Below are 25570 nucleotides of genomic sequence, written 5' to 3' on the forward strand. Positions count from 1 at the left end.
AGGGAGGCTGGTGTGATGAGCGACGCCACCGCCCTGACGGCCGACCGCATCCTCGACACCGCCGAGGAGGCGCTACGCCGGTACGGGCCGGCCAAGGCCACCGTGCTGGACGTCGCCCGCGCGCTGGGCGTCAGCCACGGCAGCGTCTACCGGCACTTCGCCAGCAAGGCCGCGCTACGCGACGCGGTCGCCGAACGCTGGCTGGCCCGGGTCTCCACCCCGCTCGTCGAGGTGGCCACCGGCGCCGGCCCCGCCCCGCAGCGGCTGCGTCGGTGGCTGGCCGAGCTGAGCGGCACCAAGCGCCGGATGGCCCGGGAGGACCCGGAGCTGTTCGACAACTTCCACCAGCTCGCCACCCTCTCCGAGGGAGCGGTCGCCAAACACCTGGAGGTCCTCGCCGGTCAGCTCAGCCTGATCGTCGCCGACGGGATGGCGGCTGGCGAGTTCAGCGTCCCCGACCCGGCGGTGGCCGGCCGGGCGCTGTTGCAGGCCACCGCCCGCTTCCACCACCCCGCACACCGGGCCGAGTGGAGCGAGCCCGGCCTCGACGACGACCTGGCGGCGGTCATCGCGCTGCTCATCGACGGCCTGCGGACCCGGCCGGCGAGCTGACCGCGCCCGCCCCGGTCAGGCCGGGACGGCCCTGCGAGCAGCCGGTCGCCCTTCGCTCAGGCCGGGACGGCCGCGAGCAGCCGATCGCCCATCGCTCAGGCCGGGACGGCCGCGAGCAGCCGATCGCGCAGCACGCCGGCCCGGTCGGCGAAGCCGCGCTGCGCGGCGGCGTACTCCGCCCGGCCCTCCGGCGTCTCCACCCGCACCGGCGGGTAGCCGAGCTCCGCCAGGTCGTACGGGCTGGCCCGCATGTCGAGGGCGCGGATCTCCCGGGCCAGCTCGAAACAGTCCGCCACCAGCTCCGAGGGCACCAGCGGCGACAGCTTGTACGCCCATTTGTAGACGTCCATGTTGGCGTGTAGACAGCCCGGCTGCTCGTGCTCGTGCTGGGTGTCCCGGGTCGGTGTGAGCAGGTTCAACGGGCGGGCCGGCGGGGTGAAGAACCGGTACGCGTCGAAGTGGCTGCACCGCACCCCGCGCTCCTCGACGACCGTGGCGGTCCGCTCCGGATCCAGCCGCAACGGCCAGGCGTTGTGCCGCAACTCCTCGCGGGTCTGCCGGTAGACCATCGCCCACTCGTGCATCCCGAAGCAGCCGAAGTGTGGCGCCCGCCCCGCGGTGGCCACGAGCAGGGAGCGGATCCACCCGATCGACTCGCCACGCCGCTCGCGTACCGCATCGGTGTCGAGGGTGACCCCGGCGGCGGTGGCGCGGTAGTCCCGGCCGAAGTCGGCCGGATCCGCGTCGCGCAGCTCGACCCCCGCGCCCGGATGCCAACGGCGCAGCTGGGCCGGCCGGTGCGAGTAGTAGGTGAACAGGAAGTCGGCCACCGGATGCCGCTCGCCCCGACGCCGACGGGCCAGGTGCGGGGTCAGCCAGACGTCCACCCGCTCCTCGTGGGCCCGGCGACGGGCCTGCCAGGTCGCCACGTCGAGCACGGCGGGGGCGAGGGCGGCGGTCACGGACCCCAGGGTACGACCGCCGCCCGACCACCGGTCAGGGCATCTGCACCCGCACACCGGCGGAGAAGACGCCGCTGCGCAGCTCCAACTGTCGGGGCGGGTCCCGCCCGTCGACGGTGAAGACCAGCGGCAGCACCACCCGACTGCCGGCGGCCACCGGGTTGGCGAAGACGTCCCGGCCCAGGTTGGCCGCCCGGGTGGCCGGCTCGTCGGTGCTCACCCAGCGACCGCCGGGCAGGTAGACCCGTTGCATCTGGCCGTGCCAGGGCTGCTGGTCGCCGGTGACGTTGCGCACCCCCACGGTGGCCTGACACCGCCGGCCGGAGGCCGGAGCCGCAGTGCCCCCGTCGACCGCGCCCGCGCTGCCGTGCGCGCCGCAGGACATCCGGTAGACGGTGAACTCGAACGCCGACTCGCGCAGCGGCACGCCCACCGGCCCGGACACCCCGGTGCCCATCCACGCGCCGCTGGTCGGCTGTTTCTGGGTGTCGATCTCGGAGACCCGCCGGGTCGCCGTCCAGCCGGCCGTGCCGACCACGGCGGCCAGCACCACCACGGCCGCGCCGACCAGCAGGGCGACCGGTGGGGTGCGCCGACGCCGCACCGGGCTCGGGGTGGCCGGACGCGGATAGATCGTTCCGCGCCTGTCGTCTGATCCGCCGCCGCTGGACAGGGCGGCCGCGGTCACCCGCCGGCCGCGCCGACGACGCCACACCCAGAACAGGGCGGCACCGAGCAGCAGCAGAACCGCCAGGCCGGCCAGCAGCACCGGGGTCTGCCGCCAGAGCGGCTGCGCCCCCGTGACCTCCGCTGCCGCAGGTGTCCCCGCCGCCTGCCAGGTGGCCGACGCGCAGTCGTACGGCCGGCTGCCGTCGCTGGTGAAGGCACAGGCCGGCGCGGTCAGTGCCTGGCCCGGCGCGGTCGCGGCCAGCGCGGTGCCCAGCGTGGTCGTGCTGTGCGCGGGCAGCCGCAGCCGCCACGTCACCTCGGTGGCGGACCCGCCGGAACGGGTGGACCGGCCGCCGGCGCTGATCGAGGTGGGCGACGACCCGGAGGGCAACTCCTGGCGCACCGTCGTCTCGACCGGCGAGTCGCCCACGTTGCGCACGTGGATCCGGTACCGCGGCGCTGGGCTGCTCTCCGGCGCGACCGCCACCGTGACCGGCGGCGCGGGCACCGACGCCGGTGTCCGCGACGGCGGCGCCATCGCCGGTGGCGCCGACGGCGGGGTGGGCTCCGCGCTCGCCGCCGCGGGTGGCCGGGCGACCACCGCCACCGCGGGCGGCGGGCTGACGGGCGCGGGCGGTGTGACCGCCGTCGGTCCTGGCGTGGGTGCCGTTGGTTGTGGCGTGACGGCCGGTGGTCGTGGCACGGCCGCCGCCTCCGGGGCCACCGCGGGCAGGGCCGGCACGGCGGCGAGGATGCCGAGGCAGTGGACGAACACTGCGAGGGCTCTGTGGTGTCGTGTCGATGCAGGCATACGAACGAACCTCCGGAGCCGACGCTAAGGGCGTGCTCCCTCCGTGCGGGTACGAAGTCAGGAATCTCGCCCCGGTCACCCTGGCGGCCGGTAGGGTGCCGCCGCGTTGACGGGTTGCGCACACCCCGCAGCCGGTCGTGGCCGGTGGACCCGTCGGCGGGGCTAGATTGGCCAGGTGCGTATCGCTCGTTTCGCTCATGCCAAGGGAATGTCGTTCGGTGCCGTCGAGGGCGAACCGGAGGCCGGGCCGCAGGGCCTGACCATCGCCGAGATCGAAGGTCACCCGTTCGGCAAACTGTCCTTCAGTGGGGCCCGCTGGGCCCTCTCCGACGTCCGGCTTCTCTCGCCGATCCTGCCCAGCAAGGTGGTCTGCGTGGGCCGCAACTACGCCGACCACGCCGCCGAACTCGGCAACGACGTACCCAAGGAGCCGTTGCTCTTTCTCAAGCCGTCCACCTCGGTGATCGGCCCCCGGGACGCCATCCGGCTGCCGATCTTCTCCAAGCAGGTCGAGCACGAGGCGGAACTGGCGGTCGTGATCGGCGCGCCGGGTGCCCGCCGCGCCGACCGGGCCGCCGCCGAACGTGCCATCTTCGGCTACACCTGCGCCAACGACGTCACCGCACGGGACCTCCAACGCTCCGACGGGCAGTGGACCCGGGCCAAGGGCTTCGACTCGTTCTGCCCCATCGGTCCGTGGATCACCACCGGGCTGGACGTCTCCGACCTGGAGATCCGGTGTGAGGTGGGTCGCAACCCCGACGAGATGGAGGTGCGCCAGCTCGGCCGGACGAAGGACATGGTCTTCGACGTGGCCGGCCTGGTGTCGTACATCTCGCACGTGATGACGCTGCTGCCCGGCGACGTGGTTCTCACCGGCACGCCGGCGGGGGTTAGCCCGCTCGTGGAGGGGGATACCGTCACCGTGCGGATCGAGGGCATCGGTGAGCTCAGCAACCCGGTGGTCCCCGTCGCCTGATCCGTCCGATGCCCCCGTTTCCGCAGCTCACAGGTGTTTCGGGGGGATCGGATTTGGCCTGCCGGCACCGGGAGGGTAATGTTCACTCCCGGCGCCGCAAGGTGCCAATGGGGTATGGGGTAATTGGCAGCCCGACTGATTCTGGTTCAGTTAGTCTAGGTTCGAGTCCTGGTACCCCAGCGCAGCTGGGATTCGCGAGAATCCCGGACGCTGGATTCTGACGGAGTTCGACTCCGCCCCTTAGCGGGGGCGGAGAGTGATCTCCGGTAGAGTGCAGCTCCTCTGCCCGCGAGGGTCGAGGAGCGAAAGCATGTTCTGGCCCCGTCGTCTAGTGGCCCAGGACGCCGCCCTCTCAAGGCGGTAGCGCCGGTTCGAATCCGGTCGGGGCTACATCTGTGCACAGCCCGTCTCACCTGGTGAGGCGGGCTGTTTCGTGTCCACCCGCAGAGCCTGCCGATGGGCGTGCACCCCGTGCTCGAACCCGGTGATGGTGCCGCTAGACTACAAGCCGCACCGCCCGAGAGGGCGGTGAACAGGAAAGTTCTGGCCCCGTCGTCTAGTGGCCCAGGACGCCGCCCTCTCAAGGCGGTAGCGCCGGTTCGAATCCGGTCGGGGCTACAACCAGAAAGGCTCGTCTCGCGAAGCGAGACGAGCCTTTCTCCGTACCCACCCACCTGGCGGTGATCATGAAGTTGGCGGCGCGACACGCCGGTGTCGGTGACGCCAACTTCATGATCACCGCGCCGGGTCAGAGGCCGGAGAGGCGTTGGCCGGCTCTCACCACCGCCATGGCGTGGCGCTCGCCGGGGCGGCGGCCCAGGCGCTCTATGGGGCCGGAGATGCTGACTGAGGCGATCACACGGCCGGTGCGGTCCCGGATCGGTGCGGAGACGCTCGCCACACCCGCCTCGCGCTCGGCGACGCTCTGCGCCCAGCCTCGGCGGCGTACCTCGGCGAGGGTGCGGCCGGTGAACTTGCTGCGCGGCAGCAGCGGCATCACCGCCTCCGGCGGCTCCCAGGCGAGCAGGATCTGGGCGGCGGAGCCGGCGGTCATCGGCAGCACCGAGCCGACCGGAACGGTGTCCCGGAGGCCACTGGCGCGCTCCGCCGCCGCCACGCAGATCCGCTCGTCGGCGCGGCGTAGGTAGAGCTGCGCGCTCTCACCTGTGGCGTCGCGCAGCGCGGCCAGTAGCGGCTCGGCAGCGGTCAGCAGAACGTCGGGTGCCGCGTTGGCCAACTCGCCCAACCGCGGGCCGGGGCGCCAGCGCCCCTGGGTGTCCCGGACCAGCATCCGATGGATCTCCAACGCCTGCGCCAGCCGGTGCGCGGTGGCCCGCGGCAGCTTCGTGCGTTCAACGAGTTCGGCCAGGCTGGCGCCGTCGACACAGGCGGCCAGGATGACCACCGCCTTGTCGAGAACGCCAACACCGCTCATACTGTGTCCCACAAGCCGAAACATACCTCCCAGAATTTAGGATGTCCAGATGGTGGGAGTCACTCCTGAGCCGAGGACCCTGGCCGAAAAGGTTTGGGACGCGCACGTCGTTCGGTCCGCCGCTGGTGAGCCGGACCTGCTCTTCATCGACCTGCACCTGCTGCACGAGGTGACCAGCCCGCAGGCGTTCGACGGGCTGCGGCTCGCCGGTCGCCGGGTGCGCCGAACCGACCTGACGCTCGCGACCGAGGACCACAACACCCCGACCGGGTACGACGACCCGGCCTTCCGGCTCCGCCGTGGTGACCTGCTCACCATCGCGGACCCGACGTCGCGGACGCAGATCGAGACGCTGCGCCGCAACTGCGCCGAGTTCGGCGTGCGACTGCACCCGCTCGGTGACGAGAACCAGGGCATCGTGCACGTCATCGGCCCGCAGCTCGGGGTGACCCAGCCGGGCATGACCATCGTCTGTGGCGACTCGCACACCGCCACCCACGGCGCGTTCGGCGCGCTCGCCTTCGGCATCGGCACCAGTGAGGTCGAGCACGTCCTCGCCACCCAGACGCTGCCGCAGAGCCGCCCGAAGACCATGGCCGTGAACGTCACCGGCCAGCTCGCCCCCGGCGTCACCGCCAAGGACCTGGTGTTGGCGCTGATCACCCAGGTCGGCACCGGCGGTGGTCGTGGTCACATCGTCGAGTACCGCGGCGAGGCGATCCGCTCCCTCTCCATGGAGGGGCGGATGACCATCGCCAACATGTCCATCGAGTGGGGCGCCAAGGCCGGCATGATCGCGCCGGACGAGACGACCTTCGCGTACCTCAAGGGTCGCCCGAACGCGCCGCAGGGCGCGGACTGGGACGCGGCGCTGGCCTGGTGGCGGACGCTGCCCACCGACGAGGACGCCCGCTTCGACGCCGAGGTGACCCTGGACGCCAGCCAGGTCACCCCGTTCGTCACCTGGGGCACCAACCCCGGGCAGGGCGCGCCGCTCAGTGCGCCCGTGCCGGACCCGGAGGAGTTCGCCACCGACTCGGAGCGGGTCGCCGCCCGTCGCGCGCTGGAGTACATGGACCTGCGCCCCGGCACCCCGCTGCGGGAACTCCCCATCGACGTGGTCTTCGTGGGCTCCTGCACCAACGGTCGCCTGGAGGACCTGCGGGCCGCCGCCGACGTGCTGCGCGGCCACCGGGTCGCCGACGGGGTCCGGATGCTCGTGGTGCCCGGCTCCGCCGCCGTGCGGGAGGCCGCCGAGGCCGAAGGGCTGGACAAGGTCTTCGCCGACGCTGGCGCCGAGTGGCGGTTCGCCGGCTGCTCCATGTGTCTGGGAATGAACCCCGACACGCTGAAGCCGGGCGAGCGCTCCGCCTCCACCTCGAACCGCAACTTCGAGGGCCGGCAGGGCCGGGGTGGGCGTACCCACCTGGTCTCCCCGCCGGTCGCCGCCGCCACCGCCGTGGTCGGCCGGCTGGCCGCCCCCGCCGATCTGTAGAAGGGACCGAGGAGATGGACAAGTTCACCACCCACACCGGCACCGCCGTGCCGTTGCGGCGGTCCAACGTGGACACGGATCAGATCATCCCGGCCGTGTACCTCAAGAGGGTGACCCGCACCGGGTTCGCCGACGGGCTGTTCAACGCCTGGCGGGAAGATCCGACATTCGTGCTCAACGATGAATCCTATTCCGGTGCGTCGATCCTCATCGCCGGCCCGGAGTTCGGCACCGGCTCCTCCCGGGAGCATGCCGTCTGGGCGCTGCGGGACTGGGGCTTCCGCGCCGTGGTGTCGCCGCGTTTCGGTGACATCTTCCGCGGCAATGCCCTCAAGGAGGGCCTGCTGCCGGTCGAGTTGGAATTGAAAGCCGTCGAGGAGTTGTGGGATCTGGTCGAGGCCGATCCGACCACTCCGGTGACGGTCGACCTGACCGCCCGACAGCTCCGGGCAGGGGACGCCACGTGGTCGTTCCCGCTGGACGACTTCAGCCGGTGGCGCCTGTTGGAGGGTCTGGACGACATTGGACTCACCCTCCGGCACGCCGCCGACATCGACTCGTACGAGGCGGGTCGACTGCCGTTCCTGCCCTCGGTGGCATAGCCCGTACGCCCATCCGCACATCGGATTCGCCCTCACCGGTCCAACCGGTGGGGGCGAATCCGTTACGACACAAGGGCTTTTTTCTACCGAATGTTTGTGTCCAGGCAGCACAGGGCATACCGTGCGCGCAGAATGGCTCGCGTCGAGTCAGTTGCACAATCGGGAGGAAGTCGTGAACAAAGCCGAGCTCATCGAGGCGCTCGCCGTTCGCCTGGGGGACCGGAAGACGGCGACGGCCGCGCTCGACGCGGTCCTCACTGAGGTCCAGGCGGCGGTCACCAAGGGCGAGAAGGTGGCGATCACCGGATTCGGAGCATTCGAAAAGCGTGTGCGTGGCGCACGAACAGCGCGCAACCCGCGTACCGGCGAGGCGGTGAAGGTCAAGAAGACATCCGTCCCGACCTTCCGTGCGGGCGCCGGGTTCAAGGAGATGGTGGCCAGCGGCAAGGTGCCGAAGGCCACGGTGGCGGCCAAGAAGACCGCCACCACGACGGCCAAGGCCGCTGGCACCAAGGCCACCGCCACCAAGGCGGCCAGTAAGAAGACCGCTCCGGCCAAGGCGAGCAAGACCGCCACGGCGACCAAGACGGCGGCCAGCAAGAAGACCGCCCCGGCCAAGGCGAGCAAGACCGCCACGGCGACCAAGACGGCGGCCAGCAAGAAGACCGCCCCGGCCAAGGCGAGCAAGAGCACCACGGCGACCAAGACGGTCGCCAGCAAGAAGGCCGCGCCGACGAAGAAGAGCGCCGCGGCGGCCAAGTCCACCACGGCGAAGAAGACCACCGCGGCGGCGAGCAAGACCACGGCGGCCAAGAAGGCTCCCGCGAAGAAGGCTCCGGCCAAGAAGGCGGCCAGCAAGCGCTGACCGACCCTCGATCCACAGGGCGTCCACCCGCGCGGTGGGCGCCCTTTGGGCGTACCGGGGCCGTTGACCCGCCCGCCGTGGACGCGCAGAATCGCCGTGCCGGCCCCCTCTGCCGGCCCGCCGACGGAAATGGAGCGCCGGTGCGCTACCGCCAGCTCACCACCGGATCGCTCGCGCTGGGCGTCATTCTGCTCATCGACGTGCTGCGCGTCTGGCTGCCCGGCATCATCACCATCTTCGGTCAGGCCGCGTCCACCCCGGCCGAGCTGATGGGCGCGTTCGCCCTCGGCTGGTTCGTCCTGGCGGCGGCCGCACCGGCGCTGGTCCGCCGGGTGGGCGCCCGTCCCGTCACCATCACGGCGGCCGTCCTGCTGGCCGCCGCCCGGCTCGCGCTCACCAGCACTCCCGGCGGGCGTCCACAGCTCTGGTTGGCTACCGCCGGGCTGCTCGCCGGGCTGGTCTGGTTGGTGGGCGTCGCCGGCGACACCGACCGACCGGTGCCGGGGCTGGCCCTGGGGCTGGCGGTCAACGCGGCCGTACACGCGCTGCTGGACACCTACGACCTCACCTGGCGGGGTGGCTGGGTGGCCTGGCTGCTCAGCGCCGTCGCGGTCACGCTGTTCCTGGCCGGTACGGCGTTGAAGGGCGCGCCACCCGGCCCCGACGGCGCCCGGTCCTGGCTGCTGGCCGGGCCGGTGCTGCTGCTGGCCGGCATGGTGGCCCTCTCCCCGGCACTCGCCCAGACCGGGATGTCGTACCTGGTGGCCGGTGACGGCGTCGCCCGCTCGCCGCTGTTCGGCCTGGCGCCGGTGCCGGTGGCCGTCGCCGGTTTCCTGCTGGCGGCGCTGACCGGTCCGCCCCGACGGCGGTGGGGGCGACCGCTCGGGCCGGCGGCCCTGCTGTCGGGCGCGGTGCTCTTCGCCCTCGACCGGGGTGATCTGCTCGTTCCGGCCATCCTGCTCACCGCCGTCGGCCTCGGTGCCTGCCTCGCTCTCACCGACGCGGTGAGCCGACCCGACACGGCCGTCGGTGCGGGCGCGGCGGATGCCCTACGGGCGGCGGCCCGCCGGGGGTACGCGGTCGTCGCCGGAATGCTCGTCTTCGTGCTGGCGGCGGTCGGTTACTACTCCGCCTACGACCTCGGCTACCCCAACGGCGCGGTGCCGGTGCTGGTCGCCGGGCTGGTCGCCGTCGTGGCACTCGCGGCCCGTCCCGTCGCGGGGCGGCCCCCGAGCGACCACCGGCCCGCCGGGTCGCTGGCACCACTGCCGACCACGGCCCTGGTCACCGCGCTGGCTCTGCTGGCACCGCTGTTCGCCGACCGGGTGGCGGTGGCCAGCAACCGGGATGGGCCGCCGGACCGGCTGAGGGTGGTGGCGTACAACATCCGGATGGGTTTCGGCCTGGACGGCCGGTTCGACCTGGCCGGGCTGACCGCCGCAATCGACCGGCAGCGGCCCGACGTGGTGCTGCTCAGCGAGGTGGACCGGGGCTGGCTGCTCAACGGCGGCCACGACACCCTGGACCTGCTCTCCGACCGCCTCGACATGCCGTACGTGTTCGGGCCGGCCGCCGACCCCGTCTGGGGCGACGCGGTGCTCAGCCGTTGGCCGCTCACGGATCCGCGGTCCCTCCCACTGCCGGCCGTCGGTGCGCCCACCGGCGCGCAGGCCCTCGCCGTCACCCTGGACCTCAGCGACGGCGTCCGTCTCGCCGTGGTCAGCACGCACCTGCAACCGCCGCCCGACACGGGCCCGGTGGTCCAGGCCCGCGCGGTCGCCGACTTCGCCACCGGGTACGCGGCCGGCCGACCGCTGGTGGTGGCCGGTGACCTGAACACCGAGCCGGGCGACGAGGCGTTCGGGCAGTTCACCTCGGCCGGTCTCGTCGACGCGATGGCGGCCGCCCGACCGCTGGCGACCAGCCCGGCCGACGATCCGCGCCAGCAGATCGACCACGTCTTCGTCTCGCCCGGCGTGACCCCGACCGACCCGGTCGCGCCGCGCGGCACGGCCAGCGATCACCTGCCGGTCGCGGTGACCCTCACCCTGCCGCCCCGCTGACCGCCCGACAGACGTTGATCCACACCGGATCGGCGGCCTCGGCGCATCCAGGCCACCCGGGCGGGGCGCGGGTTACAGGCGGTCGGTGGCGAGCAGCCGGTCACCGCTGAAGGCGAGCAGCCAGCCGCCGCCCTTAGGAGTGGTGAAATCGTCGTCGGCGCGGCCGGTGAGCTGCTCCAACGCGCCCGGCAGCACCTTGCCCTGGCCGCACACCGCCACCTGCCCGCCCGCGCAGGCGAGCGCCAGCAACTGGGCGGCGGTGGCGAGCACCCGCTCGTCGTGCTGTTGGCCCGGCTGAGGCTCGTCCAGATCGCCGCAGATCTCGATCGGTAGGTCGAGTAGTGCGGCGGCCGGGTCCAGGGTCTGTACGCAGCGACGCGGCGACGCCGACACCAACCGGGCCGGCCGGACCAGGGCGATCAGCGCGGCGAGGGCGTACGCCTGGGTCCACCCCTCGTCGTCGAGCGGGCGGGCGGTGTCCGGGCCGGTCCAGGTGGCCCGCTTGCCGGCGTGCGCGTGCCGGACCAGCGCGACGGTGGCCGTCACCGGTGGCAGCGCGGCGAACGCGGCCAGCACCTCGGCGTCGTGCGGGTAGCTGACCAGCCGGATCGCGTCGTCCACGGCGAGCCACCGCACGTCGTCCACCTCGGTGTCGGGCTGGAAACCGCCGCTGGCGACCGTACGCATCGACCAGTAGTCGACCAGCTTGTCCTGCCCCTCGCTGCGGTAGCGCACCGACGGCAGCCGTACCTGCGGCACGCCGCGTACGTCGGCCTCCTCGGCCACCTCGCGGACGGCCGCGACCATCGGATGCTCGCCCGGCTCCAGCTTGCCCTTGGGCAGCGTCCAGTCCCCGTGGCGGGGGCGGTGCACGACGCACACCCGTACGCCGTCGGCGGTGGGACGCCAGCAGACCCCGCCGGCGGCTCGGATGCCCGTCACGGCAGCCATCTGGTCCGCCGTCGCCGGGTGGCCCGGTGCCACGCGGCGGGGAACCGGGCCCGCATCCGGTGGACCGTCTCGCGTTCCCGCTCGGCAAGCCGCCCGGCGGTGACCGCCAACTCGTGGTCGTCCGGTCGGTCGGCGGCGAGGGCGAGCCAGGTTTCCGCGGCCACCGCCGCGTCCTGGTGCTCGCCGAGCACGTCCTGCACCCGGGCCAGCGCGCGGGACAGCCGGCGCGCGCCCCCGCTGACCGCCGGGAGGACCGCGTTTACCGCGTACCGGGCCTGCTTGGCTTCCTTGCGCACCCCGTGCCAGCGGTCGTCGGGCGCCAGCGGGTCGAGCCCGTCGACGCCGTCCGGGCCGGTGAGCCGTTTCCACGGGCGGGCCACCAGCGCGGGCAGCGTCCGCGCTGCCGGCTCGGACGCCCGGCGGGTGAGCCGGGGCGCGCGGGCGGCCAGCACCAGGGCGTCCACCAGGGCCAGGTAACGCGGGGAGCGCAGCGCCTCGTCGATGGCGGCGAGCGCCTGCCGCTGCCGTTCGGCGAGCGCGTCGTCCAGCCGGCCCACCGCGCCCTGGTCGAGCGAGCTGAGCGGGTCGGCGGCCGCGGTGCGTCGCAGTCGGTCGCGCAGCACCTCGGCGTCGCGGGCCGCGCCGAGCACGCCGGCCAGCCAGCGCAGCTCCGCGCGCAGCGGACGGGACCACGACCTGCGGACCAGCGGCGTGAAGGTACGCAGGTCGCTGCGGAGCCGTCGGGAGGCCACCCGCATCTGGTGCACGGCGGTGTCACCGCCACCGGCCGACGCGCGCAGTCGCACCAGCGGGTCGTGCGTCAGCAGGCGGCGTACCTCCTTGCGGACCACCTCGGTGACCACCTCGCCGGCGCTCGGGTCGGTCGTCAGCTCGCCCGGCGCGACCAGGTCGGGCTCGGCCTGGGCCGCCGAGCCCAGCGCCCGTACGTGTTTCGGGGTGAAGGAGCCGCCCCGGGCGCCTGCCTCGACCAGCACGCCGCCGATCCGGTCCAGCAGCTCCCGGTCGCCGGCCTTGAGCTCCACCTCCAGCTCGCGGAACGCGCCGGTTGCCGCACCGGCGTCGTCGCCCACGGTCACCCGGTCGTCCACCACCTCGGCGAGCACCGCGCCGGCCCTGTCGCACACCTCGTGGGCGTGCCGGATCGTCCGCACCACCGTCACCGGCGCCAGTGGCGCGCCCCGGTGCAGCGCGGTGACCAGCTCCACCAGCTCCGGCGGCGGCTGCCCGACCGGCCCGGGGCGGGAAATCTCGTGCCGGACGCCCGGGGTGCCGGTGGGCAGCTTCACCGTCCACGGCAGTTCGTCGCCCTCGCGGTGCCGCAGTGAGGCACCGGCGCGGGCCAGCCGCAGGTCGACCGTGTCGAGGTAGCGGGCGACGAGCGTCGCCGGTGGCAGCGCCCGGACCCGACCACCGGCCGGGGCCACGGCGGACAGGTCCGGCAGCACGTAGGTGTCGTCCACCTCGTACTTCAGCTCCTCCTCGACCATCAGCTCAGCCTATGCCGCGATCGGTCAGCCGGCGGTGCCACCGACGCGTCGCAGCAACAGTTCCTGTAGATGCACCCGGGCCCCCTCGTCGTCGGCCGCGCGCCGGGTCCAGGTGCCGTCGCCGGCCAGTTCGAACGCGTCCACGTCCGGGCTCATCGCGGCGGTCAGCACGTGGTCCAGTTCGGCGCGGGCGATCGGGTCGCTCACCTGCACCAGCGCCTCCACCCGACGGTCCAGGTTGCGGTGCATCAGGTCCGCCGAGCCCATCCAGAACTCGGCCTCGCCGTTGTTGCCGAAGCGGAAGACCCGGGAGTGCTCCAGGAACCGGCCGAGGATCGAGCGGACCCGGATGTTCTCCGACAGCCCCGGCACCCCCGGACGCAGCGTGCACATGCCCCGGATGAGCAGGTCGACGTGGACGCCGGCCCGGGAGGCCCGGTAGAGCGCGTCGGTGATGCCCTCGTCGACCAAGGAGTTGACCTTGAACTGGACCAGGCCGGGCATGCCGAGTCGGACGTGGGCGATCTCCCGCTCGATCCGCTCGATGAGGCCGCTGCGGATGCCCTGCGGGGCGACCAGCAGCCGCCGGTACGCGGTCTGCCGGCTGTACCCGGTGAGCACGTTGAACAGGTCGGTGAGGTCCGCGCCGATCTCCGGGTCGGCGGTGAGCATGCCGAAGTCCTCGTACAACCGGGCGGTCTTCGGGTGGTAGTTGCCGGTGCCGATGTGGCAGTACCGACGGATCTGGTTGCCCTCCTGCCGGACCACCAGCGCCGTCTTGCAGTGCGTCTTCAGGCCGACCAGGCCGTACACCACGTGGCAGCCGGCGCGTTCCAGGGTGCGCGCCCAACCGATGTTGGCCACCTCGTCGAAGCGGGCCTTCACCTCCACCAGCACCACCACCTGCTTGCCGGCGGCCGCCGCGTCAACCAGCGCGTCGACGATCGGCGAGTCACCGCTGGTGCGGTAGAGGGTCTGCTTGATGGCCAGCACGTTCTCATCGGCGGCGGCCTGCTCGATGAAGCGCTGCACGCTTGTCGCGAACGAGTGGTACGGGTGGTGCACCAGGATGTCCCCGTCGCGCAGGGTGGAGAAGACGCTGCGCGGCACCTCGCCCTCGGCGAGCCGCGGATGGGTGGCCGGCACGAACGGCGGGTCCTTCAGATCCGGGCGGTCGGCCTCGCCGTACACCTGCCACAGCGCCGAGAGGTCCAGCAGGCCGGGCACCCGCAACACGTCCTGGTCGTCCATGTCCAGCTCACGGACGAGCAGCTCCAGCATGTGGTCGGAGATCGACGCGGCGACCTCCAATCGGACGGGCGGGCCGAAACGCCGACGGGCCAGCTCCCGTTCCAGCGCCTGGAGCAGGTCCTCGTCGCGGTCCTCGTCGACCTCCACCTCGGCGTTGCGGGTGACCCGGAACAGGTGGCACTCGACCACCTGCATGCCGCTGAACAGCTGACCCAGGTGCACCGAGATCAGGTCCTCCACCGGCAGCATCCGTACGCCCGGCTGGTCCCGGTCCACCCGGACGAAGCGGGGCACGTTGTTGGGCACCTTCACCCGGGCGAACAGCTCGGAACCGCCGTCCGGGTCGCGGACCGCGACGGCGAGGTTCAGCGAACGCCCGGAGATGTACGGGAACGGGTGTGCCGGGTCGACCGCGAGAGGGGTCAGCACCGGGAAGATGTGCTCCCGGAAGTAGGTGCGCAGCCGTTCCCGCTCCGGGTCGCCCAGCTCGCCCCAGCGCAGGATGCGGATGCCCTCGTCGGCCAGCTTGGGCAGCACGTCGTCGACGAAGCAGGCGGCGTGCCGGGCGACCAGCTCGGCGGCCCGCTCGGCGATCAGGTCCAGCTGCGTACGCAGGGGCAGCCGGTCCCCACCACGGACCGGCAGACCGGCGGAGAGTCGCCGCTTCAGCCCGGCGACCCGCACCATGTAGAACTCGTCGAGGTTGCTGGCGAAGATGGCGAGGAACTTGGCCCGCTCCAGCAGCGGGGTGCGCGGGTCCTCGCCGAGGGTGAGCACCCGGGCGTTGAAGTCGAGCCAGGAGAGCTCCCGGTTGAGGAACCGGTCCTCCGGCAGCGGGGGAGCGGGGGGTTCGTCCTCCCCGCCGGTGGCGGTCAGGGCGGCGCCGGCCGCCGGGCCATCCGTCTCGGTGGGCGGGGCGGCGGATTCGAGGACCTCGTCGAGCCCGGAGGAGGCCGCGCCCGGATCGTCGGCGAGAGTGTCCGCGCGGGCGGCGCCGGCCCGCTCGGCCCGCGACGGGCCGAAGCGGCCGTCGGTGCCACGGATGCGGGTGCCGTTGCGGGGATCGGTGGTGGACGGGCTGGTCGGGTGCTCGCGAGGGGTGCTCACCCGCTCATAATCACCCGATTCCGGTTAACGCAAAATGAACTTGGCCTCGCCGGCTCAGATCATCGTCGGCAATGTCACCCGGACAACCTCGCCGTCGGGATCGGTGTCGATGTGCAGGCGCTGACCGAGCCGGAGCAGCCGCAGCCCGGAGGCGTCGAAGGCCCGAGCGGGGAAACGCAGCTCGGTGCCGTCGTCGAGCAGCAGCACCCCACTGCGTGTCGCCGCGTCATAGCTGGCCACCGTGCCCTGCATGCTGGCACCGTACACCCAGGGGTCAGCTCGCGGAGCGCGCCCGGCAGCCGCCCGCCAGCAGCGCGGCGGTGCGCGGCCCCAGGCCGAGCCGTGCGGCGGTGGCCAGGTCGTCGGCGGTGTCCACGTCCCGGCGCAGGCTGGGCCAGTCGCCGGTCAGCGGCAGGGCGCCGCTCGCCGTGTGCGCCACCGCCGAGCCCACTCCGAACCGTGGGTCAAGATCAACGCCAGGTGGCGCGGCGAGCAGCACCGTGCCGGTGCCGGGCGCGTCCGCCACGAACCGGCGTACCCCGTCGTGGCCGGTCCGGGCCGCGAGCAGCGCGCCGGCCAGTTCAGCCGGGCGCAGCGCCGGCAGGTCGGCGGTGAGCCCGGCCACCCACCCGCTGCCGGTGTGTGCCGCGCCGTGCCGGAAGGCGGCGTTCAGGCCGGCGTCCGGCTGGTCGGGAAGCACCCGCGCCCCGGCGGCGCGGGCCGCCGCCGCCACGCGGGCGTCGTCGGTGACCACCAGGGCCTCGGCGACCGCCGGGCAGGCCAGCACCGCGCGGAGCGTGTCGGCCGCCAGCGCCAGTGCCAGCTCCTCATGGGGTACGCCGGACAGCGCGCCCCGCAGCCGGCTCTTGGCCGCCGACAGACGCTTCACCGGCACCACCACGGCCCACCTCGGCTGACTCACGCCCGCAATCCTGCCAGCAGGGCGGCGGGACCCTCCCTGGCCGTACCGGGGGCGAGCAGGCATGATTTCGGCTGCGGGTGTCGTGGGCCGGACCCGTGGCGGTTCGGGGCGCGACGAGGAGGCACAGTGTCACGGCGGAGGCTGGGGTTCTGGCAACGGTTCGCCGTGGTGCTGGTCAAACCGGTGATGCTCGTGTGGACCCGACGGACGTGGCGGGGCGGCGAGCACCTCGGCCGGGACGGCGACGGCGTGATCATCGTGGCGAACCACATCTCGCACGCCGACCCACTGGTCTCCGCGCACTTCATCTACGACTCGGGCCGGTGGCCGCAGTACCTGGGCAAGGCCAGCGTGTTCCGGGTGCCGCTGGTCGGTTGGATCCTGCGCCGGTGCCGGCAGATCCCGGTCGAGCGGGGCAGCGTGGACGCGGTGCGCTCGCTGGACGCGCTGGTCGCCGCACTGGACGACGGCGGCGCGGTCGTGATCTACCCGGAGGGCACCACCACCAAACAGCCCGACCTGTGGCCCATGAAGGCCAAGACCGGCGCGGCCCGGCTGGCGCTGGCCACCGGTGCGCCCGTGGTGCCGCTGGTGATGTGGGGGCCGGAGCGGATCTTCGACCCGCGGACCAACCGGCTGAACCCCCGCCCCCGGATCCCGGTTACCGTGGTCGCCGGCGAACCGGTCGACCTGGCCCGGTGGGCGGGCGCCGAGCCGAACCGGGCCACCCTCGAAGAGATGACGGACGCCATCATGTTGCGGCTGCGGGACATGCTCGCCGAGATACGGGGCGGAACACCGCCGCCGTTGTGGGAACGACCCGTCCGGCCCTCCGCCGAGCGCCAGCAGCAGGGGGGTGTCGCGTGAGCGGCCACGTCGCGGTTCTCGGTGCCGGCTCCTGGGGCACCGCGTTCGCCAAGATCCTCGCCGACGCGGGGCGGGACGTCACGGTGTGGGCACGACGCGCACCGGTGGCGCAGAGCATCCGCACCGAGCGTCGCAACCCGGAGTACCTGCCGGACCTGCTGCTGCCGGCCCGGGTCACCGCCACCGCAGACGCCGTCGAGGCGATCACCGGCGCCGAACTGGTGGTGCTGGCCGTGCCGGCGCAGACACTGCGCGGCAACCTCGCCGAGTGGTCCGGGCACCTGCACCCGGACGCCACCCTGGTGTCGCTGATGAAGGGCATCGAACTCGGCACCACCAAGCGGATGAGCGAGGTCATCGTCGAGACCGCCGGGGTCGCCGCAGACCGGGTGGTGGTGGTCTCCGGCCCGAACCTGGCCCCGGAGATCGCCGCCGAACAGCCGGCCGCCACGGTGGTCGCCGGGACGAACACCCACCGCACCACCCTCGTGCAGTCGTCGATCCGGACGCCCTACCTGCGTCCGTACACCAACGACGACGTGATCGGCTGCGAGCTGGGCGGCGCGGTCAAGAACGTCATCGCGCTGTCGTACGGCATCGCCACCGCGATGGGCTTCGGCGACAACACCCGGGCCATGTTGATGACCCGCGGGCTGGCCGAGACGGCCCGCCTGGGCGTGGCGCTCGGCGCGGACCCGATCACCTTCGCCGGCCTGGCGGGCATGGGCGACCTGGTCGCCTCCTGCTCGTCCCCGCTGGCCCGCAACCGCACCTTCGGCGAGCACCTGGGCCGGGGTGAGACCCTGGAGCAGGCGCAGGCCGCGACCCGGCAGACCGCCGAGGGCGTGAAGAGCTGCCTGGCGATCCGCGACCTGGCCCGCGCGCACGGCGTGGAGATGCCGATCACCGAGCACGTCGAGCGGATCTGCCACGAGGGGATGGACCCGCGGGTGGCCGTGGAGGCCCTGATGAGCCGGACCGCCAAGCCCGAATCGTACGAGTGAGGATCCGATGACCGATCTGGGAGACGGCACCCGCTCCGTACGCGCGGGGTTGCCCGAGCCGACACCGGGGGATCCGTTCCTGCCGGGGCCGGTCTTCGCCGCGCCGTACCACCTCGACCCGTGGCAGGGCCAGGGCTCGTCACCGAACGGCTACGGCCGCCCCGACAATCCGACCCGGCGACTGCTGGAAGCCGCGGTGGGCGAGTTGGAGGGCGGTGACTGCCGGGTCTTCGCCACCGGCCAGGCCGCCATCACCGGCCTGCTGCTCACCCTGCTGCGCCCGGGGGACACCGTCGTGCTGCCCGCCGACGGATACTTCCCCGTCCGGGCGTTCGCCACCGACGTCCTGGAGACGATCGGTGTCCGGGTGCTCTTCGTGCCGACCGTCGGGCCGTACCCGTCGCTTCAGGGCGTCCGCCTGGTGCTGGTGGAGACCCCGGCCAACCCCGGCCTGGACGTGGTCGACGTGACCGCCCTGGCCGAGCGTGCACACGCCGCCGGCGCGCTGCTCGCGGTGGACAACACCACCGCCACCCCGCTCGGTCAGCGCCCGCTGGACCTCGGCGCCGACCTGGTGGTCGCGTCCGGCACCAAGGCGCTCACCGGCCACTCCGACCTGCTGCTGGGCTACCTGGCCAGCCGGTCCGCCGAGCTGGTGGAGGCGGTGACGGCCTGGCGTACGGTCACCGGCGCGGTGCCGGGGGCGTTCGACGCCTGGCTGGCACACCGGTCGCTGGGCACCCTCGACCTGCGGCTGGCCCGGCAGAGCGCGAACGCCGCAGCGGTCACCGAGCTGCTGGCCGGCCGGCCGGACGTGACAGGCCTGCGCTGGCCGGGGCGGCCGGAGGACCCCGCGTATCCGGTGGCGTCGGCGCAGATGCGCCGCATGCCCGGCGTGGTCTCGTTCGACCTGGGCGACGCCGACCGGGTGGGTCGCTTCATCGCCGCCGCCCGGCTGGTGGCGGCTGCCACCTCCTTCGGTGGCCTGCACACCACCGCCGACCGGCGGGCGCAGTGGGGCGACGACACCTCGCCCGGCTTCGTCCGGCTCTCCTGCGGTGTGGAGGACACGGCCGACCTGGTGGCCGACATCGCCGCCGCGCTGGGCTGAGTGGGAGCGCCGGACGTTTCCCGGAGGATCTCCCATGACACCAGCACTTCCCGCCGACCGGTCCGCCCTCGTGAGCCGGTTGCGCGCCGCCGGCTGCGTCTACGCCGAGGACGAGGCCGAACTGCTGCTCGCCGCCGCCGAGTCCCCCGCCGTGTTGGCGGAACTGACCGACCGCCGGGTGGCCGGCGAACCACTGGAACACCTGCTCGGCTGGGCGGAGTTCTGCGGTCTGCGGATCGCCGTCGACGCGGGCGTCTTCGTGCCGCGTGGCCGGACAGCCCTGCTGGTCGAGGCGGCGGCCACCGTGACCGGCGCGGCGCCGGCCGTGGTCGATCTGTGCTGCGGCTCCGGGGCCACCACTGTCGCGCTGGCGCGCCGGCTCGCGCCGCGTTGGCTGGCCGCCGCCGACATCGACCCGGCCGCCGTGGCGTGCGCCCGACGCAACCTCGCCGGGCTGGCCGCCGAGGTGTTCGAGGGCGACCTGTTCGCGCCGTTGCCGCCGCGCTGGCGGGGCCAGCTGGACCTGGTGGTCGCCAACGCCCCGTACGTGCCGACCGACGCGGTGGCGCTGATGCCCGCCGAGGCGCGGCTGCACGAGGCGCCGGTGGCGCTCGACGGCGGGCCGGACGGGCTCGCCGTGCTGCGCCGGGTGGCCGCCGGCGCAGCCGGATGGCTGGCACCCGGCGGGCACCTGGTGGTGGAGGTCAGCCTCGGTCAGGTGGACGCGCTCTGCGCGGCCCTCGGCGCGGTCGGGCTGGAGCCGAACGTGCGGCACGACGAGGACCTGGACGCCACCGCGTTGACCGCCCGCCGTCCCGGTTGAGCCCGCCCGCCTGATCGCTCACCACCACCCTGCGCGCCCGGGCCTGCCGTCCCGCAGCCCATCGCACCGGCCTGGCCCGCACTGGCTTGGCCTGGCTTGGCCTGGCTTGGCCTGGCCTCGCCTCGCCGGACACCGGGGCCGCCCGTACCCCATGTCTCGCCCCCTTTGCTCTGCTTCAACCGGCGCAACACTCTGGGACCGTTTGTGTTGCGTGGGGTGAAGCAGAGCAAAGGGGGCGCGACAGCGACCTGGGCACCCGCGAAGGCGCCGTGACATAACGCCCGCTGCCCGCGAATGTCGGGGCTTGCACGTCTCCTGAGGTGGCCGGCATGGCGGGGGAAGCGGGGTTGGCACTAGCCTCGGCTCACACCCAGGACAGCGGGAGGCGGTTTCGGTGGGCAGCGCAGGGATGCCGGTGGTCGTCGGCCTGGACAACGGAGGCACCAGCAACAACGCCACCGTGCTGACGGTGGACGGCCGGTTCCTGGTGGACGGGCTGCTGGAGATCCCCAGCGAGGTGCGCGCCGGGCCGGAGGCGGCGATCGAGGCGCTGGCCCGCGCGCTGGACGGTGCGCTGGCCCACACGGGTGTGCCGCGCGAGCTGGTCCGCGCCGTCGGCCTGGACACCCCCGGTCCGGCGAGCGCCACCGGGGTCATCTCGTCGCGGGGCTCGACCAACTTCTCCCAGCCCGCGTGGCGCGGCTTCGACGTGCGGGGCGCGCTGGAGCGGCGGCTCGGCCTGCCGGTGATCTACCACAACGACGGCAACGCCGCCGCGCTCTACGCCCACCACGTGTACTTCGGCGACGAGGCGATGACCAGGTCGTCGGTCGCCGCGATCGTCGGCACCGGGCTCGGCGGTGGAGTGGTCGAGGCCGGTCGGGTGATCGCCGGCGCCGCTGGGATGGCCGGCGAACTGGGCCACGTGCACATCCCGTTGAACGGGCTGCTCGGCCCGGAGCAGCCCGAGCCGACCTGCGCCTGCGGCTTCACCGGCGACGTCGAGAGCGTCGCGTCGCTGACCGGCATCGAGCGCAACCTCCTGCCGTACTGGCTGACCCGTTATCCCGACCACCCGCTCGCCGCCGAGCCGGTGGCCCGGGCGGCGAAGCTGGTCCGGGGCTACGGCGAGCGGGGCGACGCGCTGGCCCGGGACCTGTTCACCCAGCAGGCGATGGCGCTGGGCCGCCTGTTCACCGTGGCGGCCAACTTCACCGACCCGCACGCCTACTTCGTGGGCGGCGGCGTGGTGGAGGCGGCGCCGGAGTTCCGGGACTGGTTCCTGGCGACGGTCCGCGAGCACACCGTGCTCCGGCAGGAGCAGGCGGCGCTGACCACGTTCGCCCTGGTGCCGGACCGGGACATGGCAGGCGCCCGTGGCGTGGCGATCGCCGCGCTGGAGGCGCTGCGCGCCGTGCCGGAGCCCCGCCCGCTGGTCGCCTGACGCTGGTCGGCTGCCGCTGCCCGGCCCGCCCGCCGCCCCGCCGCTGCCCGGCCCGCCGCTGCGGCTCGCCCGCCGCTGTCGCCCGGGCCGCTGGCTGTTGCCGGCGGTCGGCTGTGGACACGCCGTGGGCCCGGCGGGGTCAGTGGCGCGCCGGGCCCGAGGTCGAGAGAGTGGTCAGCGGCGGGGTGGGGCCTGGGAGAAGGCGGCCCAGGCCGTCGGCGGGAACAGCAGGGCCGGGCCGGCCGGGTCCTTGGAGTCGCGAACGGCCACCAGTCGTGGGATCGAGGCGACCTCCACGCAGGCGCCCTCGTCGCCGCTGCGGCTGCTCTTGTGCCATGTCGCCGCGGCCAGCGCCGCGTGGATTGTCGGTGTCATGGTTCCTACCGTCCCTTCAGGAGTGACAGGAGCTGTTCGCGGCTGTCGGCGGGGCTGAGCGCCACGCTCCGCAGATGCTCCATGATCTTGGTGCAGGTACGAGTCTCGCCTGCCCGGTCGAGGATCATCTGACCGGCGACGGTCTCCACCGAGGCAATGATCGGGTCCTCCGGGTCGGCGAACTCCAGGATGTGCAGCGAGCCCCGGGTGCCCCGGTGGTAGCCGGCGGAGAGCGGGATCACCTGGACGGTGATGTTGGGCAGCTCGGCCATCTTGACCAGGTGCCGCAGTTGTCCGTCCATCACTGACTGGTCGCCGACCGGGCGCAGCAGCGCGCCCTCGTCGATGATGGCGTCGAAGATGGGTGGGTCGTCGGCGGTGAGGCGCTGCTGGCGGTCGAGCCGGGCCTTGACCCGCTGCTCCACCATGTCGTCGCCGAGGGTGTGCGGCCCGCCGCGCATCACCCCGCGGACATAGTCGGCCGTCTGCAGCAGGCCGGGCACCACCGACGGCTCGAAGTTGGCGATGGCGGTGGCCTCCGCCTCCAGGGCGATGAAGTCGATGGTGCGCGGGTCCAGCACGTACGAGTACGACACCCACCAGCCCGGTTTGCGGGCGTCCTTGGCGAGCTGCACCGCCGCGGCCACCTCGTCGGCGCCCACCCCGTACGAGGTGAGCAGGGCGCGCACGGTGGCCGGGCTGATCAGTGTCTGGGCGTTCTCGTATCGGGAGAGGGTGCTGCGGGTGCTGTTGATTTCATCCGCGGCTGTCTCCAGGGTCAGCCCGGCGGCTTCCCGGTGGTGGCGCAGGGCGATGCCGAGCCGGCGGGCGCGAGCGGTCTTCGGAGCCATGCATCGATGGTCGCACACATTTGCGGGAACGTGTGCATGAGATATCGCCGATGAGAGTTGCATTCATGGCTGTGTACGTGTCAGGCTGTCATCACGTCCTCACCGCCGGTTGTCGTGGCGACGGTGGTGGTGAGCGACCGGAGGGGATAAGGGCGCGCGGCGATCGGGTTTCTCCCCCGTACCCGATCGCCGCGTGCCGCCGCCATTTCGGTCCGCCGGAAGGAGACGACGTGCGTACCGGTCCGGAGTGCCCCGCCGTTCCCCCGGACGGCCGACGATGACCCGATTCCTGGTCGTGCTCACCGACGTGCGTCCCGTCGAGGGCATCGACCGCAACGAGCGCACCGTCCCGGAGCGGCGCCGGCAGGTGGTCGGTGCCAGCAGCCGCGAGGCCGCCGACCGCATCGCCGGGGCGTTCATGGCCCTGGGCATGGTGCGGGCCGGCCGGCAGCGGGTCAAGGTGATCGCGGTCGGCCGCCGCCACGCCCGGGACTGACCATCCCGTCACGCACCGTATAGCCTCTGTTGACCGAATGCCGTGTCGCGCCGTGGCTCACCGGGTATCGCCTCGCCCTACCGCCACGCACAGTAAGGTCAACCGGGTGAGCGCCATCGGCGAGCACGGCCAGCCGCAGTCGCGTACGAAGAGGTGACCGGAGTGACCACCCCAGGCAAGACCCGCGTGGCGATCGTCTTCGGCGGCCGTAGCCCGGAGCACGGCATCTCCTGCGTCAGCGCCGGCAGCGTGTTCGCCGCCCTCGACCCGGACGAGTACGAGGTGGTGCCGGTGGGCATCACCCGCGCCGGCCAATGGGTTCTGACCAGCGGAGATCCCGCCCAACTCGCGATCAGCGCCCGGCAGTTGCCGGAGATCACCGCCGACTCCGGCGACGACATCGTGCTGCGAGCCGACCCCACCGGCAACGGGCTGATGGTGCTCGACCCGACCGAGGGCCCCCGGGCGCTGGCCGACGTGGACGTGGTCTTCCCGGTGCTGCACGGCGCGTACGGCGAGGACGGCACCATCCAGGGAATGCTGGAGATGGCCGGCATCCCGTACGTCGGTGCGAACGTGTTCGCCTCCGCCGCCGCCATGGACAAGGAGTTCACCAAGAAGCTCTGCGCGGCCGAGGGCATCCCGGTCGGCCCGTACGCGGTGCTGCGCAACGGGATGACGCTCAGCGAGCAGGACAAGGAGCGGCTCGGCCTGCCCGTCTTCGTCAAGCCGTCCCGCGCCGGGTCGTCGTTCGGCATCACCCGGGTCACCGACTGGGCGCGACTGGACGAGGCGGTCGCCACCGCTCGGCAGTTCGACCCGAAGGTCATCATCGAGGCCGGGATCGTCGGCCGCGAGATCGAGTGCGGCGTGCTGGAGGGTGAGGCCGGCGGTGCGCCCGAGGCGTCCGTGCTGGCCGAGGTACGGGTCGTCGCTGGCCACGACTTCTACGACTTCGAGGCGAAGTACCTCGACGACTCCTGCGAGTACGACATCCCGGCTGGTCTGCCGGAGAAGGTGACCCGCCAGGTGCAGGAGTACGCGGTCCGCGCGTTCACCGCCCTGGACTGCGCCGGCCTGGCCCGGGCCGACTTCTTCGTCACCCCCGAGCTGGACGTCTACCTCAACGAGATCAACACGATGCCCGGGTTCACGCCGACGTCGATGTTCCCGCGGATGTGGGCGGCCTCCGGCCTGGAGTACCCGAAGCTGGTCAACCGCCTGATCCGCACCGCCCAGCGGCGCGGCGTCGGTCTGCACTGACGCCACCCCGCCGCCCGGCGGGCGTCATGAGCGAGCGGCCCGGGACAACGGGCATCACGAGCGCCCCGGGACGGCGGGCGTCACGAGCGGCCACGGCCGGTGGGCGTCACGAGCGGCTCCGGCCGGGGCGGATCGCCCAGCCGGCGGCGCGGTCAGGGTCAGCGCCGGCAGCCGGCCGGGATCGCCCCGCCGGAGGGCACCGTAGCCACGATCGTGCTGGAGATCGGCGCGGCCCACTGCAGCGGCTGCTCGTAGGAGCGCGGGACGCGTACCGCCACCGGCGTCTCCCGGTCGACGGTGGTGAGCACCGTCGCGTCTGCCTGCTCGACGGGATGCCAGCAGACCCCGTTGACCGTCCAGACCTCGTCGGTGGCCGGGATCGTCGGCTCGGCGCCCCCGCAGGCCACGGTGAGCGCCGGGTCGCCGTACGCGGCGTTCTGCTCCGGGCCGGCGGTGACCGGACGCTGGGCCAGGTCGCGGATGGTCTGCGGCAGCTGGGAGAGCAGCGCACGGCAGACCGTGGCCGGGCGGGTGGCCAGCGCCGGGGCGGCCATCTCGACCGGGGTGGTGGACTGCACCCGGGCGGTGGTCGGGGACGGGCTCGGGGCGGCGGCCGGCGTGGCCGGGGTGAGCTTCGTGAAGGCCAGCACGGCCACCAGCAGCGTGATCGGCAACGCGATCGCCGTGGCCAGCAGAGCGGCGCCCCGGATGGTCCGATCACGCCCGGCCGGCGCGTCGGCAGTCGGGTCGCCGGTCCCGCGGTTACCGTCAGCCCGCTCGGGCGTCCCGTCGGCCGCGTCGCGCGTCCCGTCGTCGTCGAGATCAGCCGAGGAGGTCGTCATCTCGTCCACTTACAGCCGCACCACCGAACACGTGAGGGTGCGCGTGATGCCGGGCACCATCTGCACCTTGCTGACGATGAGTTTGCCGAGCTCGTCGACGGTGTTCGCCTCGGTGAGGACGACCACGTCGTACGGGCCGGTGACGGCGTCGACGCGTACCACGCCGGCGATGTCCGCGATGAAACCCGCCACGTCACGTGCGCGGCCGACCTCGGTCTGGATGAGGATGTACGCCTGTACCACGACTCGACCTCCGTCCGTC

At 73.1% G+C, this 25570-nt stretch carries 25 protein-coding genes and 3 tRNA genes; 16 read left to right on the forward strand and 12 right to left on the reverse strand.

Going from position 1 to position 25570, the window contains the following annotated elements:
- Positions 1-15 precede the first annotated feature (15 nt).
- Entirely contained in the window at positions 16-612 is a 597-nt protein-coding gene (locus ABZ808_RS26250) for a TetR family transcriptional regulator (RefSeq protein WP_357011427.1), read from the forward strand.
- Positions 613-707: 95 nt separating this feature from the next.
- Here ABZ808_RS26250 and ABZ808_RS26255 read toward each other — a convergent pair whose 3' ends face one another.
- Positions 708-1574, reverse strand: a complete 867-nt coding sequence (locus tag ABZ808_RS26255) for a 3-methyladenine DNA glycosylase (protein ID WP_357011429.1) — start codon at positions 1572-1574, stop codon at positions 708-710.
- A 34-nt stretch (positions 1575-1608) separates the two neighbouring features.
- Positions 1609-3054, reverse strand: a complete 1446-nt coding sequence (locus ABZ808_RS26260; protein WP_357011431.1) for a hypothetical protein — start codon at positions 3052-3054, stop codon at positions 1609-1611.
- Between the two features lie 175 nt (positions 3055-3229).
- Here ABZ808_RS26260 and ABZ808_RS26265 point away from each other — a divergent pair, with 175 nt between their 5' ends.
- The 4 genes from ABZ808_RS26265 to ABZ808_RS26280 all read left to right on the forward strand — a co-directional run bounded on the left by ABZ808_RS26265 (position 3230) and on the right by ABZ808_RS26280 (position 4651).
- Positions 3230-4033 (forward strand): fumarylacetoacetate hydrolase family protein, encoded by an 804-nt coding sequence (locus ABZ808_RS26265; RefSeq protein ID WP_357011433.1) that lies wholly within the window; start codon positions 3230-3232, stop codon positions 4031-4033.
- Between the two features lie 108 nt (positions 4034-4141).
- Positions 4142-4213: transfer RNA gene (locus ABZ808_RS26270), tRNA-Gln, on the forward strand.
- A gap of 137 nt (positions 4214-4350) precedes the next feature.
- Positions 4351-4423 (forward strand) — tRNA-Glu (locus ABZ808_RS26275).
- A gap of 155 nt (positions 4424-4578) precedes the next feature.
- Positions 4579-4651 (forward strand) — tRNA-Glu (locus ABZ808_RS26280).
- Positions 4652-4781: 130 nt separating this feature from the next.
- On the opposite strand, the gene ABZ808_RS26285 is transcribed toward ABZ808_RS26280, so the two are convergent.
- The gene (locus tag ABZ808_RS26285; RefSeq protein ID WP_007456408.1) at positions 4782-5468 is read right to left on the reverse strand and encodes an IclR family transcriptional regulator; all 687 of its coding nucleotides are present in this window, start codon (positions 5466-5468) and stop codon (positions 4782-4784) included.
- A gap of 49 nt (positions 5469-5517) precedes the next feature.
- Here ABZ808_RS26285 and leuC point away from each other — a divergent pair, with 49 nt between their 5' ends.
- The 4 genes from leuC to ABZ808_RS26305 all read left to right on the forward strand — a co-directional run bounded on the left by leuC (position 5518) and on the right by ABZ808_RS26305 (position 10493).
- Positions 5518-6963 (forward strand): 3-isopropylmalate dehydratase large subunit, encoded by a 1446-nt coding sequence (gene leuC / locus ABZ808_RS26290; RefSeq protein ID WP_357011435.1) that lies wholly within the window; start codon positions 5518-5520, stop codon positions 6961-6963.
- Positions 6964-6977: 14 nt separating this feature from the next.
- On the forward strand, positions 6978-7565 hold the full coding sequence (gene leuD, locus ABZ808_RS26295) for a 3-isopropylmalate dehydratase small subunit (RefSeq protein ID WP_357011437.1): 588 nt from the start codon (positions 6978-6980) through the stop codon (positions 7563-7565).
- A 172-nt stretch (positions 7566-7737) separates the two neighbouring features.
- Positions 7738-8430: an HU family DNA-binding protein gene (locus ABZ808_RS26300; RefSeq protein ID WP_357011439.1), complete on the forward strand. Its 693-nt coding sequence runs from the start codon at positions 7738-7740 to the stop codon at positions 8428-8430.
- Between the two features lie 140 nt (positions 8431-8570).
- Positions 8571-10493 carry an endonuclease/exonuclease/phosphatase family protein gene (locus ABZ808_RS26305; protein ID WP_357011441.1) on the forward strand — a complete coding sequence of 641 codons (1923 nt, stop codon included), beginning with the start codon at positions 8571-8573 and terminating at the stop codon, positions 10491-10493.
- 72 nt (positions 10494-10565) lie between these two features.
- On the opposite strand, the gene ABZ808_RS26310 is transcribed toward ABZ808_RS26305, so the two are convergent.
- The 5 genes from ABZ808_RS26310 to cofC are packed head-to-tail and all read right to left on the reverse strand — an operon-like array spanning position 10566 to position 16232.
- Complete coding sequence (locus tag ABZ808_RS26310) at positions 10566-11444, reverse strand: NUDIX hydrolase (protein WP_357011443.1); 879 nt, start codon at positions 11442-11444, stop codon at positions 10566-10568.
- Positions 11432-12952, reverse strand: a complete 1521-nt coding sequence (locus ABZ808_RS26315; protein ID WP_357011445.1) for a CYTH and CHAD domain-containing protein — start codon at positions 12950-12952, stop codon at positions 11432-11434. Before ABZ808_RS26315 ends, ABZ808_RS26310 begins: the two co-directional genes overlap by 13 nt.
- A 24-nt stretch (positions 12953-12976) precedes the next feature.
- Positions 12977-15310, reverse strand: a complete 2334-nt coding sequence (locus ABZ808_RS26320; protein WP_357011447.1) for an RNA degradosome polyphosphate kinase — start codon at positions 15308-15310, stop codon at positions 12977-12979.
- A 54-nt stretch (positions 15311-15364) separates the two neighbouring features.
- Entirely contained in the window at positions 15365-15562 is a 198-nt protein-coding gene (locus tag ABZ808_RS26325) for a cold-shock protein (RefSeq protein WP_151489789.1), read from the reverse strand.
- Between the two features lie 22 nt (positions 15563-15584).
- A complete protein-coding gene (gene cofC, locus ABZ808_RS26330; protein ID WP_357011449.1) occupies positions 15585-16232 on the reverse strand; it encodes a 2-phospho-L-lactate guanylyltransferase in 648 nt (215 codons plus the stop codon).
- Positions 16233-16358: 126 nt separating this feature from the next.
- Between cofC and ABZ808_RS26335 the strand changes: the two genes are divergently transcribed.
- The 5 genes from ABZ808_RS26335 to ABZ808_RS26355 all read left to right on the forward strand — a co-directional run bounded on the left by ABZ808_RS26335 (position 16359) and on the right by ABZ808_RS26355 (position 21481).
- Entirely contained in the window at positions 16359-17099 is a 741-nt protein-coding gene (locus tag ABZ808_RS26335) for a lysophospholipid acyltransferase family protein (protein ID WP_357011451.1), read from the forward strand.
- Entirely contained in the window at positions 17096-18103 is a 1008-nt protein-coding gene (locus tag ABZ808_RS26340; RefSeq protein WP_357011453.1) for an NAD(P)H-dependent glycerol-3-phosphate dehydrogenase, read from the forward strand. Before ABZ808_RS26335 ends, ABZ808_RS26340 begins: the two co-directional genes overlap by 4 nt.
- A 7-nt stretch (positions 18104-18110) precedes the next feature.
- Entirely contained in the window at positions 18111-19214 is a 1104-nt protein-coding gene (locus ABZ808_RS26345) for a cystathionine gamma-lyase (protein WP_357011455.1), read from the forward strand.
- Between the two features lie 34 nt (positions 19215-19248).
- Positions 19249-20037 (forward strand): putative protein N(5)-glutamine methyltransferase, encoded by a 789-nt coding sequence (locus tag ABZ808_RS26350; RefSeq protein WP_357011457.1) that lies wholly within the window; start codon positions 19249-19251, stop codon positions 20035-20037.
- A gap of 394 nt (positions 20038-20431) precedes the next feature.
- A complete protein-coding gene (locus ABZ808_RS26355) occupies positions 20432-21481 on the forward strand; it encodes an ROK family protein (RefSeq protein ID WP_357011459.1) in 1050 nt (349 codons plus the stop codon).
- Positions 21482-21655: 174 nt separating this feature from the next.
- On the opposite strand, the gene ABZ808_RS26360 is transcribed toward ABZ808_RS26355, so the two are convergent.
- A complete protein-coding gene (locus ABZ808_RS26360) occupies positions 21656-21856 on the reverse strand; it encodes a DUF397 domain-containing protein (protein WP_357011461.1) in 201 nt (66 codons plus the stop codon).
- Positions 21857-21861: 5 nt separating this feature from the next.
- On the reverse strand, positions 21862-22707 hold the full coding sequence (locus ABZ808_RS26365) for a helix-turn-helix transcriptional regulator (protein WP_357011463.1): 846 nt from the start codon (positions 22705-22707) through the stop codon (positions 21862-21864).
- Positions 22708-22984: 277 nt separating this feature from the next.
- Here ABZ808_RS26365 and ABZ808_RS26370 point away from each other — a divergent pair, with 277 nt between their 5' ends.
- Entirely contained in the window at positions 22985-23203 is a 219-nt protein-coding gene (locus tag ABZ808_RS26370) for a hypothetical protein (protein ID WP_357011465.1), read from the forward strand.
- A 162-nt stretch (positions 23204-23365) separates the two neighbouring features.
- Positions 23366-24466, forward strand: coding sequence for a D-alanine--D-alanine ligase family protein (locus tag ABZ808_RS26375; protein WP_357011467.1), 1101 nt, complete (start codon positions 23366-23368; stop codon positions 24464-24466).
- 158 nt (positions 24467-24624) lie between these two features.
- Here the strand turns inward: ABZ808_RS26375 and ABZ808_RS26380 are convergent, their stop codons facing one another.
- A complete protein-coding gene (locus tag ABZ808_RS26380; RefSeq protein ID WP_357011469.1) occupies positions 24625-25317 on the reverse strand; it encodes a DUF3515 family protein in 693 nt (230 codons plus the stop codon).
- The gene (locus tag ABZ808_RS26385; protein ID WP_357011471.1) at positions 25318-25551 is read right to left on the reverse strand and encodes an Lrp/AsnC ligand binding domain-containing protein; all 234 of its coding nucleotides are present in this window, start codon (positions 25549-25551) and stop codon (positions 25318-25320) included.
- Positions 25552-25570 lie beyond the last annotated feature (19 nt).

This window comes from Micromonospora sp. NPDC047527, assembly GCF_040643015.1.
Lineage (GTDB): Bacteria > Actinomycetota > Actinomycetes > Mycobacteriales > Micromonosporaceae > Micromonospora.

Coding starts and splice junctions, on each gene's coding strand:
- ABZ808_RS26250 (WP_357011427.1), top strand. CDS start 16: ATGAGCGACGCCACCGCCCTGACGGCCGACCGCATCCTCGACACCGCC.
- ABZ808_RS26260 (WP_357011431.1), bottom strand. CDS start 3,054: ATGCCTGCATCGACACGACACCACAGAGCCCTCGCAGTGTTCGTCCAC.
- ABZ808_RS26285 (WP_007456408.1), bottom strand. CDS start 5,468: ATGAGCGGTGTTGGCGTTCTCGACAAGGCGGTGGTCATCCTGGCCGCC.
- leuC (WP_357011435.1), top strand. CDS start 5,518: ATGGTGGGAGTCACTCCTGAGCCGAGGACCCTGGCCGAAAAGGTTTGG.
- leuD (WP_357011437.1), top strand. CDS start 6,978: ATGGACAAGTTCACCACCCACACCGGCACCGCCGTGCCGTTGCGGCGG.
- ABZ808_RS26310 (WP_357011443.1), bottom strand. CDS start 11,444: ATGGCTGCCGTGACGGGCATCCGAGCCGCCGGCGGGGTCTGCTGGCGT.
- ABZ808_RS26315 (WP_357011445.1), bottom strand. CDS start 12,952: ATGGTCGAGGAGGAGCTGAAGTACGAGGTGGACGACACCTACGTGCTG.
- ABZ808_RS26325 (WP_151489789.1), bottom strand. CDS start 15,562: ATGCAGGGCACGGTGGCCAGCTATGACGCGGCGACACGCAGTGGGGTG.
- ABZ808_RS26345 (WP_357011455.1), top strand. CDS start 18,111: ATGACCGATCTGGGAGACGGCACCCGCTCCGTACGCGCGGGGTTGCCC.
- ABZ808_RS26350 (WP_357011457.1), top strand. CDS start 19,249: ATGACACCAGCACTTCCCGCCGACCGGTCCGCCCTCGTGAGCCGGTTG.
- ABZ808_RS26360 (WP_357011461.1), bottom strand. CDS start 21,856: ATGACACCGACAATCCACGCGGCGCTGGCCGCGGCGACATGGCACAAG.
- ABZ808_RS26365 (WP_357011463.1), bottom strand. CDS start 22,707: ATGGCTCCGAAGACCGCTCGCGCCCGCCGGCTCGGCATCGCCCTGCGC.
- ABZ808_RS26370 (WP_357011465.1), top strand. CDS start 22,985: ATGACCCGATTCCTGGTCGTGCTCACCGACGTGCGTCCCGTCGAGGGC.